Origin of the sequence: Mesorhizobium sp. M0983 (assembly GCF_040318975.1) — a bacterium.
Lineage (GTDB): Bacteria > Pseudomonadota > Alphaproteobacteria > Rhizobiales > Rhizobiaceae > Mesorhizobium.
Map to the genome: position 1 here is coordinate 158,781 of NZ_JAMYNH010000001.1, position 21,935 is coordinate 180,715.

The following is a 21,935-nucleotide window of genomic DNA, read 5'->3' on the forward strand; positions in this document are numbered from 1 at the left end:
ATCACAATGGTGAAGAGCGTAGAACTCGACGCGTGTGCTTGCATCGCTCTATGCCTCATCGCCATCGTCGAGCAAGCGGGTGGCGCGCCAGCGGGTGAGCACGATGTTGGTCTGTTCGATGACGAAGAAGCGCGCGGAATCGCGGTCATAGCCTTCGGCCAGCAGCTTTTCGTAGTCGGTGTGCATATGGCGGATGTGGGCTATTGTCGCCAGCCATACGGCAATGCTCGGTGGCAAGGTCTTCATATGCACGGCGCCGGCATCGGCACGGATCTTTTCCATGTCGGCATAGGGCGCCAGCGGCAGGAGCGCTGTCAGCGCCTTGGCGATAGCGCGGCGGCGGCCGGTCGGCGCGCTCACTGCTCGCCCGATCTGGACGACTCGTCCCGCCCGGACATGGTCGCCTCGGCGAAGGCATCGGTCGAGGCGAAATAGGGCTTGATGTCGATGACCGGCGTGCCGTCGAGCACGTCGATGGCGTCAAGCTCGACGCGGCCGGTGTCGATGTCGACGGCAACCAGCCTGGCGACATGCAGCCCAATTGGGTTCGGCCGGGCAGGGGAGCGCAGCGAAAAGACGCCTTTCGGCTCCGTGGCATGGCGGGGTTTCTGGACAATCAGTTGCCGCGGCGCATGGTGCAGCCAGGACAGGATGATCACGTGGCTGGCGCGTTCCAGCCCAAGCAGGCCGTCCCGATAGAGCGGATCGATCGTGAGAACCGCCGGCTGTCCCGTCTCCCGCGCTGCCTTCATGTTCTTGGGGCAGGTCTCCCGCGTGACCCAAGGCGAAGCGATGCGGCCGATGAAGACGACATTGCCATCCGGCGGCATCGTTGCCGGGTCGGTTTCCAGAAGCTTTTCGCCGCTGCGCGTTTCGAACATGGTTCTCGCCCCGATCATGCGTCCGTTTTTGCGCGATCCGCCACGCATGCGTCATTTTCTTGTCCGGAAGCGACATAGCGCTTGCAAGCCTATCCAAACCGACATAAACATATGTTTATATCTTTTCAAAGAGAATGCTCGCATGCATGTCGCTCTCGACACGATGGTAGATACATTGAAGGCGGCGGCGGAATCCAGCCGGCTGCGCATATTGGCGCTGCTGTCGCGCGGCGATCTGACCGTTTCAGATCTCACCGAAATCCTTGGCCAGTCGCAGCCGCGCGTCTCGCGCCATTTGAAATTGCTGCTGGAGGCCGGGCTGATCGGCCGCTACCAGGAGGGCTCGTGGGCGTTCTTCCGGCTATCGGATTCCGACGCGTCGCGCGATTTCGTGCTCAGGCTGGTCTCCGGCATCCGCGGCGCCGATCCGCAGGTCGAGCGTGATCTCGAACGGCTGGCCGCGGTCAAGCGCAAGCGGCAGGACCGGGCTGCCGAATATTTCTCGGTAAACGCCGCAAGCTGGGACCATATCCGCTCGCTGCATGTGCCGGATCGCGCGGTCGAAGCAGCTCTCATCAAGCTCGTCGGCAAGCGGCCGTTCCAGTCGATGCTCGATCTCGGCACCGGCACCGGACGGCTGCTCGAGATCTTTTCGCCGCTCTATCGGCGCGGTGTCGGCATCGACATGTCGCGCGAGATGCTGACGGTGGCGCGCGCCAATCTCGACAAGGCCGGCGTTTCGAATGCGCAAGTGCGCCAGGGTGACATTTTTGCGCCACCGGTCGAACGCGACGCCTTTGATCTCGTTACCATCCATCAGGTGCTGCATTATCTCGACGATCCCGCCCGCGCCATCCGCGAGGCGGCGCGTCTGTTGCGCCCGGCCGGCCGGCTGGTGATCGTCGATTTCGCGCCGCACGCGCTGGAGTTCTTGCGCGAGGAGCACGCGCATATGCGTCTCGGCTTTTCCGACCGGCAGATTGGCGACTGGTTTACCGAGGCCGGCCTCGACCTTGAGGACAGCCAGGAATTCGAGCCGCGCGGCGGCAACGAGGCCAAGCTCACCGTCAAACTCTGGCTCGGCCGCGATCGGCGCATGCTGATTGCCGAGCCTTCCAACGACAGACAACCGGCCAATGCGTATCCGATAGGGGAAACCGCCTGATGAACCAGTTCCGCTTCTCCCGCCGCCCCGACATCGGCGACAAGGTCAGGGTTTCGTTCGAGTTCTTTCCGCCGAAAAACGACGAGATGGAAGCAAGGCTGTGGGATACGGTCACCCGGCTGGAGCCGCTCAAGCCCAAATTCGTCTCCGTCACTTATGGCGCCGGTGGTTCGACCCGCGAGCGCACGGCCCGCACCGTCAAGCGCATCCTCAACGAAACGACGCTGACGCCGGCGGCGCACATGACTTGCGTCGATGCGGCGCGTCACGAGGTCGATGCGGTGATCCGAGAGTTCGCCGATATGGGCGTCAAGCGTTTCGTCGCCCTGCGCGGCGATCCGGCCGAGGGCGTCGGCGCGGCCTACCGGCCGCATCCGGAAGGCTATGCCAATGGCGCCGAGCTGGTCGACGCGTTGAAGGGCGCCGGCGATTTCGACATATCGGTCTCGGCCTATCCGGAAAAGCATCCGGAAAGCCCGGATTTCGCCACCGACTTCGACATGCTGAAGCGCAAGGCCGACAATGGAGCGACGCGGGCGATCACCCAGTTCTTCTTCGACAACGATCTTTATGAACGCTATGTCGAGCGGGCACGGCGGGCCGGCATCTACATACCGATCGTGCCGGGCATATTGCCGGTGCACAATTTCACCCAGGTCGCCAACTTCTCGGCGCGTTGCGGCGCCTTGGTGCCGGCATGGCTGGCCGAGCGCTTCGATGGGCTGCAGAACGACCCGCAAACGCATGCGCTGGTGGCGTCCGCGGTTGCGGCCGAGCAGGTGCTGGACCTTGTCGAGCGCGGCGTCGGCGATTTCCACTTCTACACGATGAACCGGGCCGATCTGGTCTTTGCCATCTGCCACATGATCGGCATCAGGTCGCACGAAGTCGAGGCAGCTGGATCGGCCGCGGCGTAATGCGAAATGTCAAAGATCGGGGGAATGCAAAAGGCCGGGCAAAATGCCCGGCCCTTTCAATGGTTGTAGTATTCGGTGCTGGTCTTCCCCCGCTTAGCGGCCTTATGGAAGGACGCCCATAATGAGGGCGCCGATGAATGCAAACGCAGCACAAATCATCAATGCGTTGATCGGCCTCGTCAGTCCCATGTCATAGCCTCCTCTTAAAGAGCTATGGCGAGAGTCTAGGGTCATTTGTGCCACAGGCAAGCAGAAACTTTGCTGCAATGCGACGAGATTGTGGAATTTGCGACCTGCCGTTTGCCGTTAGGCATTGAAACTCTTTGTCAAAAGCCGGCTCGGGACCTGTGAATAATCTGTGGCAAAGCCGGGGCAGTAACGAGAATGGCAGCGCTACCGCTCCAGAAATCGGATTCGATTTTCGGACCGACTGAAGGTTCGGAGCGTCAGAGCGTCCTTTGCATGTCCAACCGGGTGCTGCACGCCATACGAATGCGATGGGGCAACCAGCAGCGCGTTGTGAGGATAGCCGGGACTTGCATATCCTGCCAATTGGCAGTATATTGTCTGCCAAGTGATGGAGGTTGGAATGAGTGTCGCTTATGCGGTTCGCGATCCTGCAAATCAGGCTTTGCCGGCAAATCTGGCGGATGCCTCGGCACGGGCGCGGCTCACGCCAGCGGCTGTTGCCGGCATCGTCAGGCTCGCAGACATCTGGCATCTGACCAGCACCGAGATATGCACCTTGATCGGCGACGTATCGGAGAGAACCTGGTTCCGTATGAAGAAAGGCGAGTGGGAGGGCGTTCTCTCCCAGGATTCGCTGACACGCATCAGCGCCCTGATCGGCATCTTCAAGGGACTGCGGCTTCTGTTTTCCGAAGCGCTTGCCGATGAATGGGTGCGGTTGCCGAACAAAGGACCTCTGTATGGTGGCCGGCGCCCCCTGGACGTGATGATCGAGGGCGGCATTCCGAAGCTGCTGCAGGTTCGCCAACACATCGACGCTTTGCGTGGCGGACTTTGAATGCAGATCCCGCCGCGCGCCGACATTTCCCAGCGCGACACGATCCGGCTGATTTCGACAGGCAGGCTCAAGGAGCCGGTCCTGATGCCGTTGGCCAGGAATCATGGAGATATGGAGGACCTTGCGGAGCTTGAAGGAGCCACCAGCGGCCGTCTTCAGGCGCAGCAAGGGGGATTGCCCGACCTCGATCCGCGCGAACTGGTCTTCGGGAGGCCGGGCTACACCTTCATCAATGCGGCGTTCGCTTACACCCGTCCGGGCGGCAATCGTTTCAACGATGATGCCAGGGGCGTCTGGTACTGTGCGTTCGATGCGGAAACCGCGCTCGGCGAGGTCTCGTTTCATCTGACGCGCGAGCTTGCTGCGATCGAACGGTTCGAAAACGTTACCGACTATGCGGAGCTCGTTGCCGACTTCATAGGCTCGTTTCACGATCTGCGCGGCGCTGAGTTCAGCAAGGACCCGGTGCTCGATCCGGATACTGCCTTAGCCTATCCTGCCGGGCAGGCGCTGGCGAAGCAACTCCGCAAGCAAGACCCCGCGACCGGTTTTGTCTATCCTTCCGTGAGACATGTTGGCGGGACCTGCCTTGCCGCCTTCCATCCAGATCTCGTTCAGAATCTCCGGCAAGGCGGTATCTGGCGTCTGGAATGGCAGGGTTCATCTGTTCCGGCGATCACGCCCATATAGCGCCATCTCTAACGCCGCCCGAACAGGCGACCGTCGATGGTGACGAGGCCAAGCGCAATCAGCGCCATGCCGCCCAATTCGAACAGTTCGAGCCGCTCGCCTAGGAACAGGAAGCCGAGCAGGATGGCACTGGCCGGCACGATGAGCGTGACCAGCGAGGCGTTGGTGGCGCCGGCCGAGGCGACAAGGTTGAAATAGAGGATATAGGCGAACGCGGTCGACAGCAGCGCCAGCGCCAGCACCGCCGCCCAGACCGGCGGCGAAGCCGAAAACAGATTGGCGGTCCCGTAGGTGAACAGAACGACCGGGATCATGATGATGGTCGAGCAAGTCAATTGTCCGGTGGCAATGACCGGTGACGGCACACCCTTGAAGCGGCGGGCAATCATCAGCGCAATCGCATAGGATAGTGACGCTCCGATGAGCGCGAATTTCGCCCAGACCGGGCCGCCGAGCCCGGCGACGAGGCCGGGACCGATCATCACCGCCGTTCCCGCGATACCGAGGGCGATGCCGGCAAGCTTGTTCCAGGACAGCTTTTCGTCGCTGGTCAGGGCGTTGGCGAGGATCAGCGTCCAGAACGGCGTCGTCGAATTGAGCACCGAGGCGACGCCGGCGCCAAGCTCGGTCTGGCCGGCAAAGATCAGCGAGAAAGGGATGACATTGTTGGCGAGCGCCAGCAGGAAGAACAGGCCGGCATGCGGCAAAGCGAGGCGAAAGGATGGGCCGCGAACCGCAAGATAGAGCTGAAGTGCCGCCGCCGCGATGGTGACGCGGAACAGCACCAGCACCAGCGGAGGAAGTTCCGCCACCGCAATGCGGGCAAAGAAGAACGAACCGCCCCAGATGGCGCCGAGCAGCAGAAGCTGCGCCCAGTCCTTGAGCACCATCGGCCCGCGCATCGTGGTGGTGGCAGCTATCGCCATTGGTCGTCCTCCCAGACGAGATGCCTTGCTCTTCAGGCGTCTGTTCACGCCATACCCGATCCGGCCGCAAGGGCCACCCGAAACCTGAGCGATGGCCTAGCTCGCCCATAACCGGCGTACAGAAAGGCGTAGCGCCGCGAAGCCGGGGCGGCGAGACATAGAATTGTTTTCATTAGCCGCTAGCTTGGATTAATTGTGCGCAGCCTCAGTCAAGGGATTCGTCCATGCAGCGATTCGAAAATGCCCGCGAGGCAGCGCTGGCGCTGCGCCCGGACGATCCGATCTATTGCTTCCGCCCGCAGGTGCTGAAGGCGGACGCCAAACAGTTCATGGGCATGTTTCCCGGCAAGACCGCCTATGCGGTCAAGACCAATGGCGAGCAGATCGTGCTCAACGCGCTGGTCGAGGCCGGCGTCAGCGCCTTCGATGTGGCCTCGCCCGGCGAATTCGCCGCCGTGCGCGCCGTCTCGCCCGACGCCGAGATGCTCTACATGCACCCGGTGAAGGCGCAGTCGGACATCAGGCTGGCGCTGGAGAAATACGCCATCCGCGTCATTTCGCTCGACCATGAGGACGAGATCACCAAGCTGACCAGGGTGGTGCGGGCGCTCGACATCGATCCGGGCGCGATCACCGTGTTCGTGCGCATCCAGACGAAAGGCTCGGCGGCCTACGAACTGTCGAAGAAGTTCGGCGCCGGACCGGCCAATGCGGTGGAACTCGCCGAACGGCTGAACCGAACCGGCTACAAGGTCGGGCTGTGCTTTCACGTCGGCAGCCAGATCGAGGATCCCGACACCTATGAGCGGGCGCTGGCTTCGGCCGACTGGGTGCGCAACCGCGTCGGTTTCGACATTGCCGGGCTCGATGTCGGCGGCGGCTTTCCGGCCGAATATGGCCATGACCCGAACAGCCGCAAGCCGGAGATGCCGTCGCTCGGCCAGATCATGTCGCGATTATCGGGCGACCTCCAGGAGTACCAATTCGACCAGATGCCGCTGGTGGCCGAGCCCGGCCGGGTGATCGTGGCGCGCTGCCTGTCGCTGATCGTGCGCGTGCTGCTGCGCAAGGGCAAAAGGCTCTACATCAATGACGGCATCTGGGCGTCGCTGTCGGATTCATGGACCGGCAAGATCACGCTGCCGGCGCGCTTCATCCCCGATCCGGCGATCCGCTCGCGCAATGGCGAGGACAAGACCATCGTGCCCTTCAAGGTCTGCGGCGCGACCTGCGATTCCGTCGATATATTGTCGCGGCCGTTCTGGCTGCCCGAAACCGTCGATACCGGCGACTGGATAGAGATCGGCCATATCGGCGCCTACTCGCTGTCGCTCAGGACACGGTTCAACGGCTTCTATCCCGACACCTTCGTCGAGGTGGCAACGCCATTCGACGAAGGCGACGCGCCGCAAGGGTTCGCCAGCCTCGAGACGATGGCGGATTAGTGAATAGTGAATAGTGAATAGTGAATAGTGAATAGTAGTAGCTCTTGTGCTCTGCGCGGCTCAGGTGTTGTTCTTTTCACCATTCACCATTCACCATTCACCATTCACCATTCACCATTCAGTCAGGCTACTCCGCCGCCGGCCTGGATGTTCTCGCCGGTCAGCCAGCGAGCTTCGTCCGAAGCCAGGAAAACCGCGACATCGGCGACGTCGCGCGGCCCTCCGATCCGGCCGAAGGGCGACATGCCGGCGGCCACGGCCCGGTCTCGCTCCGGAAGCAGGTCGGTGTCGGTGAAGCCTGGCGAAAGCGCATTCACGGTAACGGCGCGCGGGCCGAGTTCGCGCGAGAGGACGCGGACGAACTGCTCGACGGCTCCCTTACTGCCGAGATAAAGCGCCGTGTGCGTGAAGAACATCTTCGTTCCACCGGTGGAGACGGCAATGATGCGGCCACCGTCGCGAACGCGGCGCGCCGCTTCCTGAAGCGTGAAGAAGGTGCCCTTGGCATTGGCCCCGAACACATGATCGAAGTCCGCTTCGGTGGCCTCGACGAGCGGCTTTATGACGGCGACGCCGACATTGGCTACGACGATGTCAATCGGCCCCATCTGCCGTTCGGTTTCGTCGAACAACTTGCGAATGTCGGGGATGCTGGAGACGTCCGCCTGGATGGCGACGGCTTTTCCGCCAATCCCTTCAATGGCGGCAACGACTTCCCTGGCTGCTTTCTCGTTGCCGACATAGTTGACGACCACGGCAGCACCCTTGGCCGCGAGCCCCTCGGCGATGGCGCGTCCGATGCCGCGCGAGCTGCCGGTCACAAGTGCGGTCTTGCCTTCGAGTGGACGATGCATGGCTGTTCCTTCGTCTGGCTACGGCCGCCTCGATCGAGCGGCGTTCCGGGGAAAAGCTAGGGGCATGCTATTGCTCAGAGAATAGCCTATTATCTAACTGACTTGTTAAGCCTGAGGTACATAATGCGAGGAAGCGAGTTTTCCGAACTCACGGCATTTGCAGCAATCATCGAAGAGGGAAGCTTTGTCCGCGCCGCGGCCAAGCTCAGGATTTCGCCTCCAGCACTCAGCCAGACGATACGTGGGCTGGAAGAGCGTCTCGGTGTCCGCCTGCTTAACCGCACCACGCGCAGCATGTCGCCGACCGCTGAGGGCGAGAAGCTGTTTGCCCGCATCGCACCGGCATTCGGCGAACTGGAAGGCGCCGTCGCGGACGCGCATGCATCACGCGGCCGGCCAGCAGGCTCGCTGCGCATCAATGTTCCGCGCATCGCCGCCACGCGTTTCATCGCGCCGATCCTCGGCGATTTCCGCCGCGCCTATCCCGATATCGCCCTCACAATCATTGTCGACGACATGCTCACCGACATCGTCGAGGGCCGCTTCGATGCTGGAATCAGACTGGGTGAGCGGCTGCACAAGGATATGGTGGCTGTGAAGCTCAGCGAGGAGCTCGAGATGGCTGCAGTGGCGGCGCCGAGGTATCTGCAGCATCACCCGATACCCCGTCACCCCGCGGACCTGCATCAGCACCAGTGCATCAATTTCCAGTGGCCGAGCGGCGGCAATCTCTACCGGTGGGAGTTCGCCCGAGGCCAACGTGCCCTGGAAGTGGCCGTCAGCGGTGGCCTGACGGTCAACGATACGGACCTGATGATCGGGGCGGTTCTGGATGGGGTCGGCGTGGCGTACATGCTGGAATACCAGGTCCGGCCGTGGATCGAAGCGGGAAAGCTCATCCGCTTTCTCGAAGCCTGGTCGCCGAGATTTCCGGGTTTTTATCTATATCACGCAAGTTCCCGGCAGGTTCCCGCGCCGCTGCGAGCCTTCATCGATTTCTTGCTTGCCAGGCGGTGATGTGAATAGTGAATAGTGAATAGTGAATAGTAGTAGCTCTGGTGTTCAGTGCGGCTCCGGTGCTATTCTTTTCACCATTCACCATTCACCATTCACCGCCCTCACAGCCCCGCCAGCAGCTCGAGCGTCGGCCAGCCGTCGACCGGCAGGCCCAGCCGCATCTGCTCCTTGCGGATCGCTTCGCGGGTGTTGGTGCCTAGAATGCCGTCGACGGTGCCGACGTCATAGCCTTTCGCCTCGAGCTTGGTCTGTAGCGCCTTCATCTGGTCGCCGTTGAGGCCGGGTTCCGGGTTGCGCGGATCGAATCGCGGCGCGCCCCCCAGCCGGGCGGCAAGATTTGCCGCGGTCAGGGCATAGGTGAAGGATTGGTTCCACTCGAGATAGACGTCGAAATTGTCGTAGGTCAGGAAGGCTGGCCCCTTGCGACCCATGGGCAGCGCCAGGCCGGCCTTCAGGCCGTTGTCGAGAAGCGGCGTACCGTCGGGCCTGGTAACGCCCCACTGGGTCCATTGCATCAACGGCAGCTTGTTGGTGCGTCCCGTCTGCTCCCACGGCAAATCGTCGGGCACACGGACTTCCTCGATCCAGGGCTGGTCGCGCTTCCAGCCGCGCGACTGGATCTTGCTGGCCGTGCTCATGATCACATCAGGCGCGCTGCCGCGCAGGTCGACCAGGCCATTGCCGTCGCCGTCCACGCCGTGGCCGAGATAGTCGGAAGGCAACATCTGCGTCTGGCCGATCTCGCCGGCCCAGGCACCGGTCACGTCGGCCGGCACCACGCCGCGATCGATCAGCATCAGCAGCGGCACGATCTGCGGCCGGAACAACTGCGGGCGGCGGCAGTCATGCGAGAGGCTGACCAGTGCGTTCAGTGTGTGGAAATCGCCTTGCACGGCGCCAAAATCGGTTTCCAGGGCCCAGAAAGCAGCGATGACCGGCGCCTGGACGCCGAATTCGCGATCGGCGCGGGCAAAGATCTCGGCATATTTTTGCAGATTGGCCGCGCCTTGCTTCAGTCGATGCGACGAGATCATGCGGTTCGAGAATTCGATGAAGGTCTGGGTGAAGACGCCCTGGGCGCGGTCGCGTGCCAGCGCCTTCTCATCGAGGGTGGCGTTTTCCAGCGCATCAAGGCCGGCAGCGCCGACGCCGGCCGCCCTGGCCTCCGCCGCCACGCCCTGCTTCCATGCCTCGAAATCGCCGCCGCATTGCTGTGCCGCGGCCGGCACGGCGGTCAGGAGCAGCGCCGCGAGAATTCCAAAGCGCGATCGCATCGCCATCCTTCCGAGAAGATTACCAGCGGTTGCGGGTATTCGTCATTGGCTGTGTCGAAAAGCAGGCGGCAGGCCTGGTGTCAACGGGTGTTCTGCCGCAACCACTTCTTCCAGGCGGCTTCGGAGCCGTTGAAGACGTTGATGTCGGCGTTTCCGGCCATGCCCGGCACGACGCCCGTTCCGGTATACTGCCAGAAGGTGAATGGATGGCTGCCGTATTTCTGGCGCGGGTGCCCGGCGACGGAGCGCAGCCAGTAGGGGTAGCCCCGGAAACCCGATAGACCATTATCTTCGAAGAAGTCGACCGACGTGTAGATGATCGGCTTCTTGCCGTAGTGTTTTTCGACGATTTTGAGGAATGTGCTCATCTCGCTGCGTACCGTGGCGGAATCTGGCCGCAGCTTGCAGGTCGGCGATTTCGGGTTCCATTCCATGTCGAGAACGGGCGGCATCGCCGAACTGTCTTTGGGCACGTTCTGGATGAACCAGCGCGCCTGGGTAGCGGCCGGCGTGCAAAAGTAGAAGAAATGATAGGCGGCACGGGGGATACCCGAGGCCTTCGTGCGGCTCCAATGCTCGTTGAAAGCTTCATCGAACCGGTCTCCGCCTTCGGTAGCCTTGATAAAGGCAAAGGAGATGCCGCTGGCCCTGGCCGCCGGCCAGTCGATCGATGTCTGGTATTTGGAGACGTCGGTGCCGTGGACGGCGTAGCTCCACGGTGCGCCGCTATCCCATTCATGCGGGTCGGAATCGGCAAAACGGGGCGCGCGTACCGCAACCGTCGGGGCGCTGGACGACGACAGCGATGGCGTCAGATCATCGACCGTCGAGCAGGCACCAAGCAGCATCAGCGTGATGAGGACCGCGAAACGGCGCATCGCTACTTCCCGAGCCGGTTTCAGCCGGCCGCTGATGGGTCTTTCCGCGGGTGGCCCCTCGACCGGGCGCGACGCGTTTGAAACTGACTTACGCGAAGCGCCTGGATCTTCGTTTCATGCATTCCCAAACCGTTGCGCAGTTTGGGACACATGCATGCAAGCCCAGCCGGACGATCACCCCACAGAATCGCCCAGTCCCTCGTGATCGCCGATCATGGTTGATATTCGGTTGACGGCGCTCGACAAGAGCCGCGATTTTGCCGAAACAATGGCGGCAAATCGATGACATAGATCGCGCTCGGGGGGAATTCGAAAAAAATGCAGATCCTTCTGAAGTTCGTCAAATGGCTGCTGGGCCTGGCTGTGCTGGCCGCTGCGATGCTCGCCGGCTGGCTGTATTTCGCGCCGCCGGAACTGATCCGCGTCGGTTCCGGCTATTCGGCCAAGATCGTCTGTTCGAACGTCTTCATCGCAGGGCGAGACGCCGACGACGTGCTCGCCGTCGATGTGCAGGCGCCGGGCCATCCGCTGCTGAAGCTGATGAGAGTGTCGGTGGACAAGGAGAAGGGAACGGTTTCGGCGGGCCTGTTCGGCGGGCTCGGCAAGAGTGTCGCGGTCGCCCGCGACGGGCTCGGCTGCGCCTCGGTTCCCGACAGCGATATTGCCGCCGCCAAGGCTGTCGCGGGAGTTGCACCGACGCCGGCGCCGCTGCCCGATGCGATCTGGCCGGAGGGCGACAAGGCCGATGCCTCGCAGGATCCCGAGGTCACGGCAATCCTCGACGATCCGGCATTGACCGGTGCTGGCATGCGGGCGGTGGTGGTGGTCAAGAACGGCCGCATCGTCGCAGAGCGCTATGGCGACGGCTTTTCCGAAAAGACCCCGCTACTGGGCTGGTCAATGACCAAGACGGTGAATGCGGCGATCGTCGGCACGCTGATGAAGGACGGCAAGCTGGCGATCACCAACCAGGGCCTGTTTCGACCCTGGCAAGCAGATGGCCGTGCCGTGATCAGCCTCGCCGACATGATGGCAATGTCGAGCGGACTGGAATTCAACGAGGATTATGGCGACGTCGCCGATGTGACGCGCATGCTCTATCTCGAACCGGACATGGCAGGCTTTGCCGGATCCAAGCCGCTGACCGGCGAGGTCGGCAAGGTGTTTTCCTATTCGAGCGGCACGGCGGTGATGCTGTCCCGATTGTGGCAGGACGCGATCGGCGACAAGGACAAGGCGCTGGCGTGGCCGAGGGTCGCGCTGTTCGATCCGCTCGGCATGCGGAGCGCGGTGCTAGAGGCCGACGAGCACGGCACCTTCGTCGGCTCGTCCTATCTCTATGCCACGGCACGCGACTGGGCGCGCTTCGGCCAATTCCTGCTGCAGGGTGGCGTCTGGAACGGCAAGGCGATCCTGCCCGCCGGCTTCGTCGACTGGATGCGGGAACCGGCAACTGCCTCGAAGGTCTACGGCAAGGGGCAATTATGGATCGAAGGGCCGGGCGACGAGGAAAATCCCGGCGCCGGCATTGCCGCCGGCCTGCCCAAGGACACCTACTGGATGGAGGGGCATGATGGGCAAACGGTCGCCATCATTCCCTCCGAGCAGCTGGTTGTGGTGCGGCTCGGGCTGACGCCGGCCAGGCTCGGCTACCGGCCGCAGGTAATGGTGGCGGCGCTGGTCAAGGCGCTGCATTAGGCTGTATCGATACTCAGGTGATACCGGCCTGCAAACGGCGGTTTCCTGCGCTTCCGGCCTTCGCCGGCCAAAGCACTCATGAGCGGTCGTGGCAGTTAAGGCTACGGCCGGCGTAGGCCGGTGCTCACGTACCCAAAAGTACACCCCGCGCCGGTTCTCGGAGCCCACCGTTTTCGACTCGGCCTGACCTGAATCTCAACACACCCTGGCTATCGACCTAGGCCGATCACAGCGAGCCACGCATAGCCGCGATAAAGCGCTTGGAAACGGAAGCTTGCACCGGTTCTTGCAGATTCCGAATCCAGAACCGCGCGCAGCGATTGACGTGGCTCGACATGGAATTTTTTCAGCCAGCCGCGCAGCAGCGTGCGGAACCAGCGGGGCAGGGCCTCCTGCTGGCCGAAATCGACGATATGCAGCGAGCCGCCAGATGACAGGGCAGCAAGAGCCGCGGATACCGTCTTCTCCCAGCCGGGGATCATCGACAGCGAATACGAGACAAAGACGCGGTCGAAATTTTCGACGCCGAACAGCGCCTTTGCGTCGAAATCCGTGGCATCGCCGCGCGCCAGCGTGACGCGGCCGGAGAGGCCTTCGCGGGCAAGGGCGGCGGTGGCCGTCTCCAGCATCTCGGCCGAAATATCGAGGCCGAAGAAGCGCGCGCCGGGATAGCGGCGGGCGGCAAGGATGATGTTGCGGCCGGTGCCGCAGCCGAGCTCGAGCACGGTGCCGCCGGCCGGCACATCCAGGCCGGCGATAAGCCGGTCGCGACCGAGCAAATAATATTTGCGGGTCAGGTCGTAGATATGACGCTGCCAGCGGTAAACGCCGTCCATCAGCTCGGCATGGCTGGCCGGCAACTCGGTCGTGCTCATGCGCCCTGCTTCACGTAGAGATGAAAGCCGCCATAGATCGCCGAGCGGTCGCGCGCCGAAAACTCGCGCGAGGCGTCGTTCTCGTAGCGCCACTGGTCGAGCAGCGAATTCGAGACGCGGCCGGGCAGCAGGCTGGGTTCCGCTGCGGTGCGGAAGATGACGCGGGCGCCGGTGGAGGCGGTTCGGGTGATCTCGGCCCACAACCCGTTGAGCTGGTCGTCCGTCATCCAGTCCTGTGCGTCGAGCAGCACGAAGCGGTCGACCGAACCGGCATCCTTGCCGGCAAGGAACTCGATCAGATTGGCATGGTGGATTGCCACGCGATCGACATTGTTGCGGATCGTCTTGTAGTTGCGCTTTTCGAGATAGGCGGGCAGGGCGGCCTCGCCGGGATTGGGATAGCGGCGGGCAAAAGCCTGCCAGGCGAAATAGTTGGTCTTCAGCGGAAAATCGCAGGCGAGCTTTTCCAGCCGCGCCTTGAGCACGCTGGCCATGGTGCCGTCACCCGAGGTGATCAGCGAATCGTACTGGGCCGGCGGAATGCCGAGGCCGAACAGCGAAGCTTTTCGCGAAGTCGCCCATTTCAGCAGCGGTTTTTCGAAGACCGGCGCCAGCTCTTCGTCGAAGAAGCGGCGCTGATCGGCGATGCTCTTGGCGTCCATGATGTCGGCCGGGTCGATGCCGAAGAATTTTGCGGTGCGATGGCCCATGGCGATGAACAGGCCAAGCAGGCCGGTCTGGTAGAAATTGCGGTCGAAGACAGCGATGCGGCGACGGCCGCGCCAGCTGCGGCGCTCCCAATAATGGCGGCTGACCGGGTCGAGATGCGGTGCGATGAAGCGGTCGTAGGCCTGCGAATTGTGCCCGGTCTCAGCCGCGCCGAAGAAACGGAACAGGTCGCCCTGCGACGGCAGGTGACGGACGGCTTCGAGCTTCATACGGTTCAGCGCGATGTGGGCGGTGTTGAGGTCGACGGCATCGATCCTTTCCGGCGACCGGGTGAGATAGGCGAGGATGTTGCAGCCGCCCGAGGCAATGGTGACGATGCGGTGACCCTTGCCGAGCTGCATCGCGTCCATGTCGATTTCGGGGTCTTCCCAGATCTGCGGGTAGACAAGGCCGGAGAACAGGAACGCGAACAAGCGCTCGGAGATGCCGGCTTTCGACAGCGGGCGGTTCTGGTAGACGGCTTTGCCAACTTCCTTGCCGCGGCGAAAAACCAGTTCTCCAGAAATGTCCGTCATGGCAAGGCGATTCCCCGTTTGCTTTGCCGCAAGCGGGTAGCGCAGGGTCATGACAGGCCGGTGACAGCCTGTTGACGCGAGTTCAGGCCTTGCCAAATCCACCAGGCGTCGGCGTCGTCACGATGACTGCCTCGCCGGCGTCGAGGATGGTCTGATCGCAGGCCTTCAGGACCTCGACGCGGCCATCCTTGCGCCGGACCTTGGTCGAGCCGGCCTCGCCATCGCCGCCTCCGTCCAGTCCCTGCGGCGGGCGGTTGCGATGCGAGGACAGGATCGCGCATTCCATCTTTTCAAGAAAGCGGATGGTGCGCTTGGTGCCGTCGCCGGCGCTCCATTTGCCTTTGCCGCCGGAACCTTCGCGGATATGAAAGTCCTCGAGCAATACCGGGAAACGCAGTTCCAGCACTTCCGGGTCGGTCAGGCGCGAATTGGTCATATGGGTGTGGACGCCGGAGGTGCCGTCAAAGCCGCGACCGTTGTTCATGCGGCCGGCCGGCGAACCGGAGCAGATCGTCTCATAATACTGGTACTGCTTGTTGCCGAAGGTGAGATTATTCATCGTGCCTTGCGCATTGGCCATTGCCCTCATCGCGCCGAACAGCGCGTTGGTGACGTGCTGCGAGGTCTCGACATTACCGGCGACGACTGCCGCGGGATAGGCGGGCTTCAGCATCGAGCCGTCGGGAATGATGATGTTGATCGGCCGCAGACATCCGGCATTCATCGGGATGTTGTCTTCGACCATGACGCGGAAGGCATAAAGCACCGCGGCACGGGCGACCGGCTCTGGCGCGTTGAAATTGTTCTTCATCACTGGCGACGTGCCGGTGAAGTCGACGGTCGCTTCGCGCTTGTGCCGGTCGACCGATATCTTCACCTTGATCATTTGGCCGGTGTCGGTCGGATATTCGTATTCGGAACTGTCGGGCAGCCGCTCCAGTACGCGACGCACGCTTTCGGCGGCATTGTCCTGGACATGGCCCATATAGGCTTCGACGACGCCAAGGCCGAAATGCGCGACCATCTTGCGCAGCTCGGCGACGCCCTTTTCGTTCGCGGCGATCTGCGCCTTGAGGTCGGCGATGTTCTGGTGCGGATTGCGCGCCGGGTAGGGGTGGTCGGTCAGCAGCGTCTCCAGGTCCTTCTCGCGGAACCTGCCGCGATCGACGATGCGGAAATTGTCAAACAGCACACCTTCCTCATCGACGGTAGTGGCAAGCGGCGTCATCGAGCCGGGCGCCGTGCCGCCGATGTCGGCATGGTGGCCACGCGAGGCTACGTAGAAGAGGATCTCCTCCCCCCTCGAGGGGGAGGTGGCGGCGAAGCCGCCGGAGGGGGTCGTTGCGGCAGTGCTCGACGCATTTGTGGTGCCTTCTGAGAGGACCCCACCCGGCCGCTTCGCGGCCACCCTCCCCTCGAGGGGGAGGGAAAACACCGGTGTCACCACGGTGATATCAGGCAGATGCGTGCCGCCATTGTAAGGGGCGTTCAGGGCAAAGACGTCGCCGGGGTGAATGTCGCCGGAATTGAGCCGGATGATGGTCTCCACCGAGCGGTCCATCGAGCCGAGATGCACCGGCATATGCGGCGCGTTGGCGACCAGCGCGCCATTCCGGTCGAAAACGGCACAGGAGAAGTCGAGCCGCTCCTTGATATTGACCGAATAGGCGGTGTTCTGCAGCGTTACGCCCATCTGCTCGGCGATCGACATGAACAGATTGTTGAAGACCTCCAGCATCACCGGATCGGCTTCGGTGCCGAGTGCGGCCTGCCGGTGCTTCTTCTCGATGCGGCGCATCAGTACATGGTCCTTGGCGGTGATCTCGGCCTGCCAGCCGGGCTCGACGACGATGGTCTGGTTCGGCTCGATGATCAAAGCGGGGCCGGCGATCTTGTTACCGGGCTTCAGCGTTTCGCGAGGGAAGATGCCAGCGTCGCGCCAGATGCCGTCGACGAAAATTTTCCGCGTCCCGGAAGGACTTGCGGCCTTGTGTTCAAGAAATGAATCGCTTTCGTCGCGGCCGGTGCTGCCGGTATCGGTACCTTCGACGCCGACCGATTCGACGATCATCGGCTTGTCGTCATAGACGAAGCCGAACTGCGCCTTGTGCGCCAGTTCGAAGTCCGCCTTGGCCTGCGCAATCGAGCCGTGCCCAAAGTTCACAGGCAGCGCGGTATCGGTGCCGTCATAGCGGATCTGCAGCACCGGCTTCGAGGCGACCGCGTCTTCGGTGATGCCTTGCGCGGCGAGTTCGTCGATGACGGCTTTGCGCAGCGTTGCGATGAGCTCGTTGATCGCCGGCCCGGAATCGTCCGCCAGCGGCTTCAGCAGCGCCTGCTGGCGTGACGCAAACACCGAGGACAGGCCGATGCCGTATGCCGAGAGCAGGCCGGAAAAGGGATGGATCAGCACAGCCTCCATGCCGAGCGCATCGGCGACGAGGCAAGCGTGCTGGCCGCCGGCGCCGCCGAAACAATTCAGCAGGTATTCGGTGACGTCGTAGCCGCGCTGCACCGAAATCTTCTTGATGGCATTGGCCATGTTTTCGACGGCGATGGTGACGAACCCTTCGGCAACGGCTTCCGGCGAGCGGCCGTCGCCGATTTCGGCGGCAAGTGCGGTGAACGTCTCGCGAACTGTCCGCACGTCGAGCGGTTCGTCCTGGCCCGGCCCAAAAATGGCCGGAAAGAAGTCGGGCTGCAGCTTTCCCAGCATGACATTGGCGTCGGTGACCGCAAGCGGACCGCCGCGCCGGTAGGCGGCCGGGCCGGGATTGGCGCCGGCCGAATCCGGCCCGGCGCGAAAGCGGCCGGCCTCATAGTGCAGGATCGAGCCGCCGCCGGCGGCGACGGTGTGGATGCGCATCATCGGCGCGCGGATGCGCACGCCGGCGACCTCGGTGTCGAAGGCGCGCTCGTAGTCGCCATCATAGTGGGCGACATCGGTGGAGGTGCCGCCCATGTCGAAGCCGATGACTTTGCCGAAACCGGCGAGTTTTGCCGTCTCGACCATGCCGACGACGCCGCCGGCCGGGCCGGACAACAGCGCATCCTTGCCCTGGAACATGTCGGCGGCGGTGAGGCCGCCCGACGACATCATGAACATAAGGCGGGGGGATTGGCCAATCTCCCCCGTTGTGGGGGAGATGCCCGGCAGGGCAGAGGGGGGCGTGACAGACTGAGATGTTGGCGGGACAGCGCCCCCCTCTGTCGGCTTCGCCGACATCTCCCCCACAAGGGGGGAGATTGGCGCGGCACCCAGTTCCGCCGCAACGCTTTGCACATACCTTGCCAGGATCGGCGACAGATACGCGTCGACCACCGTGGTGTCGCCGCGGCCGACCAGCTTGATCAGCGGCGAGACCTCGTGGCTGACCGAGACCTGCGAGAATCCGAGTTTTCGACAGACTTTGGCGACCGCCTTTTCGTGATCGGGATGTTTCCAGGCATGCATGAAGACGACCGCGACCGCATCGATACCGTCAGCCTTGGCCTGTTCGATGGCAGGACGCACGGAGGCGATGTCGAGCAGGCGTTCGACACGACCGTCGGCGCGCACGCGTTCGTCTATCTCGATGACGTGCTCGTAGAGCTGTTCGGGAAGGATGATCTGCTTGGCAAAGATATCGGGCCTGGCCTGATAGGCAATCCTCAGCGCATCGCGGAAGCCCTTGGTGATGAGCAGCAGCACGCGGTCGCCCTTGCGCTCGAGAAGCGCATTGGTGGCGACCGTGGTGCCCATTTTGACGTCGCCGATCAGAGCGGAGGGGATTGGGGCGCCGGGCTGGACGCCGAGCAGTTCGCGAATGCCCTGGAGGGCAGCGTCGGCATAGGCTTCGGGATTTTCCGAAAGGAGTTTCCTGGGATGCAGCCCGCCTTCCGGGTCCCGGCCGATGATGTCGGTGAAGGTACCGCCGCGGTCGATCCAGAAATCCCATCTTGCGGTCATGGCAGCGCCTCCGGCATTTTCACTTTACGCATCCTGTTAGTGCTCAACGCTTTGTACGGCCAAGCGCTTGATGTTACACGCGGAAACGCAACGTTACGAAACTCATCATGACCTGATGCATTGTGTTCTCGATCGTCGCCGGTAACGGTGGCGTGATTAGAGGAGAGATATCATGAAGAAACTCATTCTTGCGTCGGTCTCGGCGCTTGCCTTGCTTGGCGTTGCGGCCTGCAGCGATAGCGGCACCGACAACACTACGACGCAGAGCACTAACCCGCCGGCATCCGACCAGACGATGAAGCCGGCTGCTCCTGACGCTAACAAACCGGCCGAGCCGGCCCCGGCCCCCGCTCCTGCGCCGGCTGCCCCTGCGCAGTAATTGATGTGACAACCAAGAGAGGCCGGCCTCACACGCCGGCCTTTCTGCTGCTTACGATACCCGCGCCTTGCGGCCGAGTGCGCCGACGCTGGCGCCGAAACGACGACCCAAGGCGCCAATCGCTAGGCTCGCCGTTTGCGCGCCGAGGCTGCCGTCTGCGGATTTTCCATGGGTGAGCGCTAGCGCCAGCCGCCTCAGGCATTCCGCCAAATCGATTGGGCCAGCCCCTGCGGCACTGTCTTGGCTTGATAGCGATGGGCGGTTGGCCCTATGAAACCCTCATGTCGATTTGGGACCGCCTCGGCGACTTCGTCACACGCGTTTCATCTTCAGCGTCGTCAGGCGTCGCCGAAGTGGTCGAAGCCGTGCGCACGGTTTTCTCCGGCGATGCCGATCTGCGCCGGCGCGTCGCCTTCTCGGTGGCGATGATCGCGCTGTCGGCCAAGATGGCCAAGGCAGACGGCATCGTCACCCAAGACGAGGTGCGCGCCTTCCAGGAAATATTCGAGGTGCCGAAGGAACAGAGGCGCAATGTGGCGCGGCTCTACGATTTGGCCAAACGCGACATTGCCGGTTTCGAAACCTATGCCGAGCGGATGGCGCAGCTTTGCGGTTCGGGCCATTCGAATTGCCTGATGCTGGAGGACATACTCGACGGGCTGTTCCACATCGCCAAGGCCGACGGGCTGGTGCATGAGCGCGAGCGCCAATTCCTGCATCGCATCGCCGAGATCTTCCGCATCGATGAGGCGCACTACCAGAGCATCCTGGCGCGGCATGTCGATCTGGGCGCCGCCGATCCTTATGTTGTGCTCGGCATCGAGCGTGGGAAGCCGTTCGAGGAGGTCCGCAGGCGCTACCGCAAGTTGGTCTCCGACAATCATCCGGACCGGCTGATCGCACGCGGCCTGCCGCAGGAATTCATCAAGATCGCGACGACCAGGCTGGCGGCGATCAACGCGGCCTATGAGATGATCGAGCGAGGCCTGCGGCACGCATGAGCGGCTTTCCGCCCGACGAGCCGAGCGCCGAGGTTAGGGTATCGCCGAATTTCGGACCGCGGCGCGGCAGGCTTAGACCCGATATGATCGTGCTGCACTACACCGGCATGGCGACCGGCGCCGGTGCCGAGGCATGGCTGTGCGATCCGGCAAGCGAGGTCTCGTCGCACTATCTGGTCCATGAGGACGGCCGCATTGTTCAGATGGTAAGGGAAAGCGATCGCGCCTGGCATGCCGGCAAGAGCTCGTGGTTCGGACAGAGCGACATCAACTCCTGTTCGATCGGCATCGAGATCGTCAATCCGGGGCATACTCTCGGCTATCGCAATTTTGCAAAACCGCAGATCGACGCGGTGATCGGCCTGTGCGTCGGCATTGTCGAGCGCCATTCCATTCTGGCGCAGCGGGTGCTCGCCCATTCCGACGTGGCACCGGGGCGCAAGGTCGATCCGGGCGAGAAATTTCCATGGAAAGCCTTGTTTGCCGCCGGTGTCGGCCATGTTGTGCCGGCAGCACCGATCCGGCGCGGCGCCGTACTGAAGCCAGATGATACCGGCGCCGAGGTCGAGGCGCTGCAGTCGATGCTGTCGCTCTATGGTTATGGCGTCGAGATCACCGGCGCTTTCGACCGGCAGACCGAAATCGTGGTCGAGGCATTTCAGCGGCATTTCCGGCAGCGCCTGGTCGATGGCATGGCTGACGGATCGACGATCCGCACGCTGGAAAGGCTGCTCGCTTCCGCAAGGATAGCCTCTCTCAAATAATCTTTTCCAAGATTAAAAGTTACAATCTGTTACCTAAAGTGACTTGCGCCGCCTTCTTTGGCGCCAATTCCGTCGTCAAAGGCGATCCGTACAGATTGTCGGATCTCTATCCCCAGATGTTCCGATGTTGATTGAGGGTATCTGCGCGAAGTTCTTTGTGCAGATCAAACAGAACAGGATCACATGCAGAAATTGACCGTTTTAACGGCAGCCATTGCTGCCGGCGTAATGACTTTTGCCTTCAGCGCGGCGAACAGCGCGCCGCTGAGCCAGCGGGTCGATCAAGGCTTCAGTGCCGCAGCCGGCAAAACCGCCATGCCGAAAGGTGGTACAAAAGTAGAGAAGACCACCACCGCAAAAGTGGAAAAAGCGGCCGCGGTAAGAACGAAAAAGCCAGTCTCCGCGAAAAGGCCAACCGCTGCGAGAAAGACAATCTCCAAACAGCATGTGAAGCGTAATCGCAAACGCATCGACCGTATGGCAACAGCGTCAGTCGCTCCGAAGAGCAGGCCAGCGCCCCAGGCGGCGGTTGTCGGCGGCAGCGGACAGTATTCGGCGATCATTGCGCGATATGCCGCCAGCTACGGCGTGCCGGTATCGCTCGCCAATGCCGTCATCAAGATCGAGAGCAACTACCAGCCGAACCAGGTCGGCAGCGCCGGCGAGATCGGCCTGATGCAGATCAAGCCGGCGACGGCAAGAATGATGGGCTATAGCGGTTCGGTTCAGGGTCTCTACGATCCCGATACCAACATCAAATACGGCATGAAGTACCTTGCCATGGCGCGGGATCTCGGCGGCGGCACGACCTGCGGCACGATCCTGAAATACAATGCCGGCCACGGCGCCACACGGATGAACCCGGTGTCCGCAGCCTATTGCGGCAAGGTCAAGGTGCAACTGGCAGCACTTGGAGCGCCCGCCTGACAAGCGATAACTTGCTTTTTCGTT

General features: G+C 62.5%; 20 protein-coding genes. 11 read left to right on the top strand and 9 right to left on the bottom strand.

Going from position 1 to position 21,935, the window contains the following annotated elements:
• Nucleotides 1-48 precede the first annotated feature (48 nt).
• Nucleotides 49-360 carry a DUF2293 domain-containing protein gene (locus NKH71_RS00960; protein WP_352481556.1) on the bottom strand — a complete coding sequence of 104 codons (312 nt, stop codon included), beginning with the start codon at nucleotides 358-360 and terminating at the stop codon, nucleotides 49-51.
• A complete protein-coding gene (gene tsaA / locus NKH71_RS00965) occupies nucleotides 357-881 on the bottom strand; it encodes a tRNA (N6-threonylcarbamoyladenosine(37)-N6)-methyltransferase TrmO (RefSeq protein ID WP_352894144.1) in 525 nt (174 codons plus the stop codon). Before tsaA ends, NKH71_RS00960 begins: the two co-directional genes overlap by 4 nt.
• Nucleotides 882-1,023: 142 nt before the next feature.
• On the opposite strand from tsaA, the gene NKH71_RS00970 reads away from it, so the two are divergent.
• The 4 genes from NKH71_RS00970 to NKH71_RS00985 all read left to right on the top strand — a co-directional run bounded on the left by NKH71_RS00970 (nucleotide 1,024) and on the right by NKH71_RS00985 (nucleotide 4,680).
• Entirely contained in the window at nucleotides 1,024-2,046 is a 1,023-nt protein-coding gene (locus NKH71_RS00970) for an ArsR/SmtB family transcription factor (protein WP_352699222.1), read from the top strand.
• Nucleotides 2,046-2,963 carry a methylenetetrahydrofolate reductase [NAD(P)H] gene (gene metF, locus NKH71_RS00975; RefSeq protein WP_023676795.1) on the top strand — a complete coding sequence of 306 codons (918 nt, stop codon included), beginning with the start codon at nucleotides 2,046-2,048 and terminating at the stop codon, nucleotides 2,961-2,963. Before NKH71_RS00970 ends, metF begins: the two co-directional genes overlap by 1 nt.
• Nucleotides 2,964-3,552: 589 nt before the next feature.
• Nucleotides 3,553-3,990, top strand: a complete 438-nt coding sequence (locus NKH71_RS00980) for an MbcA/ParS/Xre antitoxin family protein (RefSeq protein WP_023676794.1) — start codon at nucleotides 3,553-3,555, stop codon at nucleotides 3,988-3,990.
• Nucleotides 3,991-4,680 (top strand): RES family NAD+ phosphorylase, encoded by a 690-nt coding sequence (locus NKH71_RS00985; RefSeq protein WP_352481553.1) that lies wholly within the window; start codon nucleotides 3,991-3,993, stop codon nucleotides 4,678-4,680.
• An 8-nt stretch (nucleotides 4,681-4,688) separates the two neighbouring features.
• Here NKH71_RS00985 and NKH71_RS00990 read toward each other — a convergent pair whose 3' ends face one another.
• Nucleotides 4,689-5,606: a DMT family transporter gene (locus NKH71_RS00990; RefSeq protein WP_352589850.1), complete on the bottom strand. Its 918-nt coding sequence runs from the start codon at nucleotides 5,604-5,606 to the stop codon at nucleotides 4,689-4,691.
• A 224-nt stretch (nucleotides 5,607-5,830) separates the two neighbouring features.
• On the opposite strand from NKH71_RS00990, the gene NKH71_RS00995 reads away from it, so the two are divergent.
• Nucleotides 5,831-7,051 carry an alanine racemase gene (locus tag NKH71_RS00995; RefSeq protein WP_023721223.1) on the top strand — a complete coding sequence of 407 codons (1,221 nt, stop codon included), beginning with the start codon at nucleotides 5,831-5,833 and terminating at the stop codon, nucleotides 7,049-7,051.
• Nucleotides 7,052-7,173: 122 nt separating this feature from the next.
• Here NKH71_RS00995 and NKH71_RS01000 read toward each other — a convergent pair whose 3' ends face one another.
• Nucleotides 7,174-7,905, bottom strand: a complete 732-nt coding sequence (locus NKH71_RS01000) for an SDR family oxidoreductase (protein ID WP_023721222.1) — start codon at nucleotides 7,903-7,905, stop codon at nucleotides 7,174-7,176.
• Between the two features lie 123 nt (nucleotides 7,906-8,028).
• Between NKH71_RS01000 and NKH71_RS01005 the strand changes: the two genes are divergently transcribed.
• Nucleotides 8,029-8,922, top strand: coding sequence for a LysR family transcriptional regulator (locus tag NKH71_RS01005; protein ID WP_023721221.1), 894 nt, complete (start codon nucleotides 8,029-8,031; stop codon nucleotides 8,920-8,922).
• A gap of 101 nt (nucleotides 8,923-9,023) precedes the next feature.
• Here the strand turns inward: NKH71_RS01005 and NKH71_RS01010 are convergent, their stop codons facing one another.
• Entirely contained in the window at nucleotides 9,024-10,196 is a 1,173-nt protein-coding gene (locus NKH71_RS01010; RefSeq protein WP_023721220.1) for a lytic murein transglycosylase, read from the bottom strand.
• 80 nt (nucleotides 10,197-10,276) lie between these two features.
• Nucleotides 10,277-11,074 (bottom strand): glycoside hydrolase family 25 protein, encoded by a 798-nt coding sequence (locus NKH71_RS01015; protein ID WP_352481550.1) that lies wholly within the window; start codon nucleotides 11,072-11,074, stop codon nucleotides 10,277-10,279.
• Between the two features lie 318 nt (nucleotides 11,075-11,392).
• Between NKH71_RS01015 and NKH71_RS01020 the strand changes: the two genes are divergently transcribed.
• Entirely contained in the window at nucleotides 11,393-12,772 is a 1,380-nt protein-coding gene (locus NKH71_RS01020; RefSeq protein WP_023721218.1) for a serine hydrolase domain-containing protein, read from the top strand.
• Nucleotides 12,773-12,981: 209 nt separating this feature from the next.
• On the opposite strand, the gene NKH71_RS01025 is transcribed toward NKH71_RS01020, so the two are convergent.
• From NKH71_RS01025 to NKH71_RS01035, 3 genes are read right to left on the bottom strand one after another with little or no spacing between them, the layout of a single operon-like run.
• Nucleotides 12,982-13,647 (bottom strand): class I SAM-dependent methyltransferase, encoded by a 666-nt coding sequence (locus tag NKH71_RS01025; RefSeq protein ID WP_023721217.1) that lies wholly within the window; start codon nucleotides 13,645-13,647, stop codon nucleotides 12,982-12,984.
• Nucleotides 13,644-14,942, bottom strand: a complete 1,299-nt coding sequence (locus tag NKH71_RS01030; protein WP_352495786.1) for a BtaA family protein — start codon at nucleotides 14,940-14,942, stop codon at nucleotides 13,644-13,646. Before NKH71_RS01030 ends, NKH71_RS01025 begins: the two co-directional genes overlap by 4 nt.
• A gap of 31 nt (nucleotides 14,943-14,973) precedes the next feature.
• The gene (locus tag NKH71_RS01035; protein ID WP_352788571.1) at nucleotides 14,974-18,840 is read right to left on the bottom strand and encodes a hydantoinase B/oxoprolinase family protein; all 3,867 of its coding nucleotides are present in this window, start codon (nucleotides 18,838-18,840) and stop codon (nucleotides 14,974-14,976) included.
• A gap of 172 nt (nucleotides 18,841-19,012) precedes the next feature.
• Here NKH71_RS01035 and NKH71_RS01040 point away from each other — a divergent pair, with 172 nt between their 5' ends.
• The 4 genes from NKH71_RS01040 (at nucleotide 19,013) to NKH71_RS01055 (ending at nucleotide 21,911) form a co-directional block, all read left to right on the top strand.
• Complete coding sequence (locus NKH71_RS01040; RefSeq protein WP_023721215.1) at nucleotides 19,013-19,219, top strand: hypothetical protein; 207 nt, start codon at nucleotides 19,013-19,015, stop codon at nucleotides 19,217-19,219.
• A 281-nt stretch (nucleotides 19,220-19,500) separates the two neighbouring features.
• The gene (locus tag NKH71_RS01045) at nucleotides 19,501-20,220 is read left to right on the top strand and encodes a J domain-containing protein (protein ID WP_023721214.1); all 720 of its coding nucleotides are present in this window, start codon (nucleotides 19,501-19,503) and stop codon (nucleotides 20,218-20,220) included.
• On the top strand, nucleotides 20,217-20,984 hold the full coding sequence (locus NKH71_RS01050) for an N-acetylmuramoyl-L-alanine amidase (RefSeq protein ID WP_352788568.1): 768 nt from the start codon (nucleotides 20,217-20,219) through the stop codon (nucleotides 20,982-20,984). The genes NKH71_RS01045 and NKH71_RS01050 overlap by 4 nt, the downstream gene beginning before the upstream one ends.
• Before the next feature lie 183 nt (nucleotides 20,985-21,167).
• A complete protein-coding gene (locus NKH71_RS01055; RefSeq protein ID WP_352894149.1) occupies nucleotides 21,168-21,911 on the top strand; it encodes a lytic transglycosylase domain-containing protein in 744 nt (247 codons plus the stop codon).
• The last annotated feature ends 24 nt before the right edge of the window (nucleotides 21,912-21,935 follow it).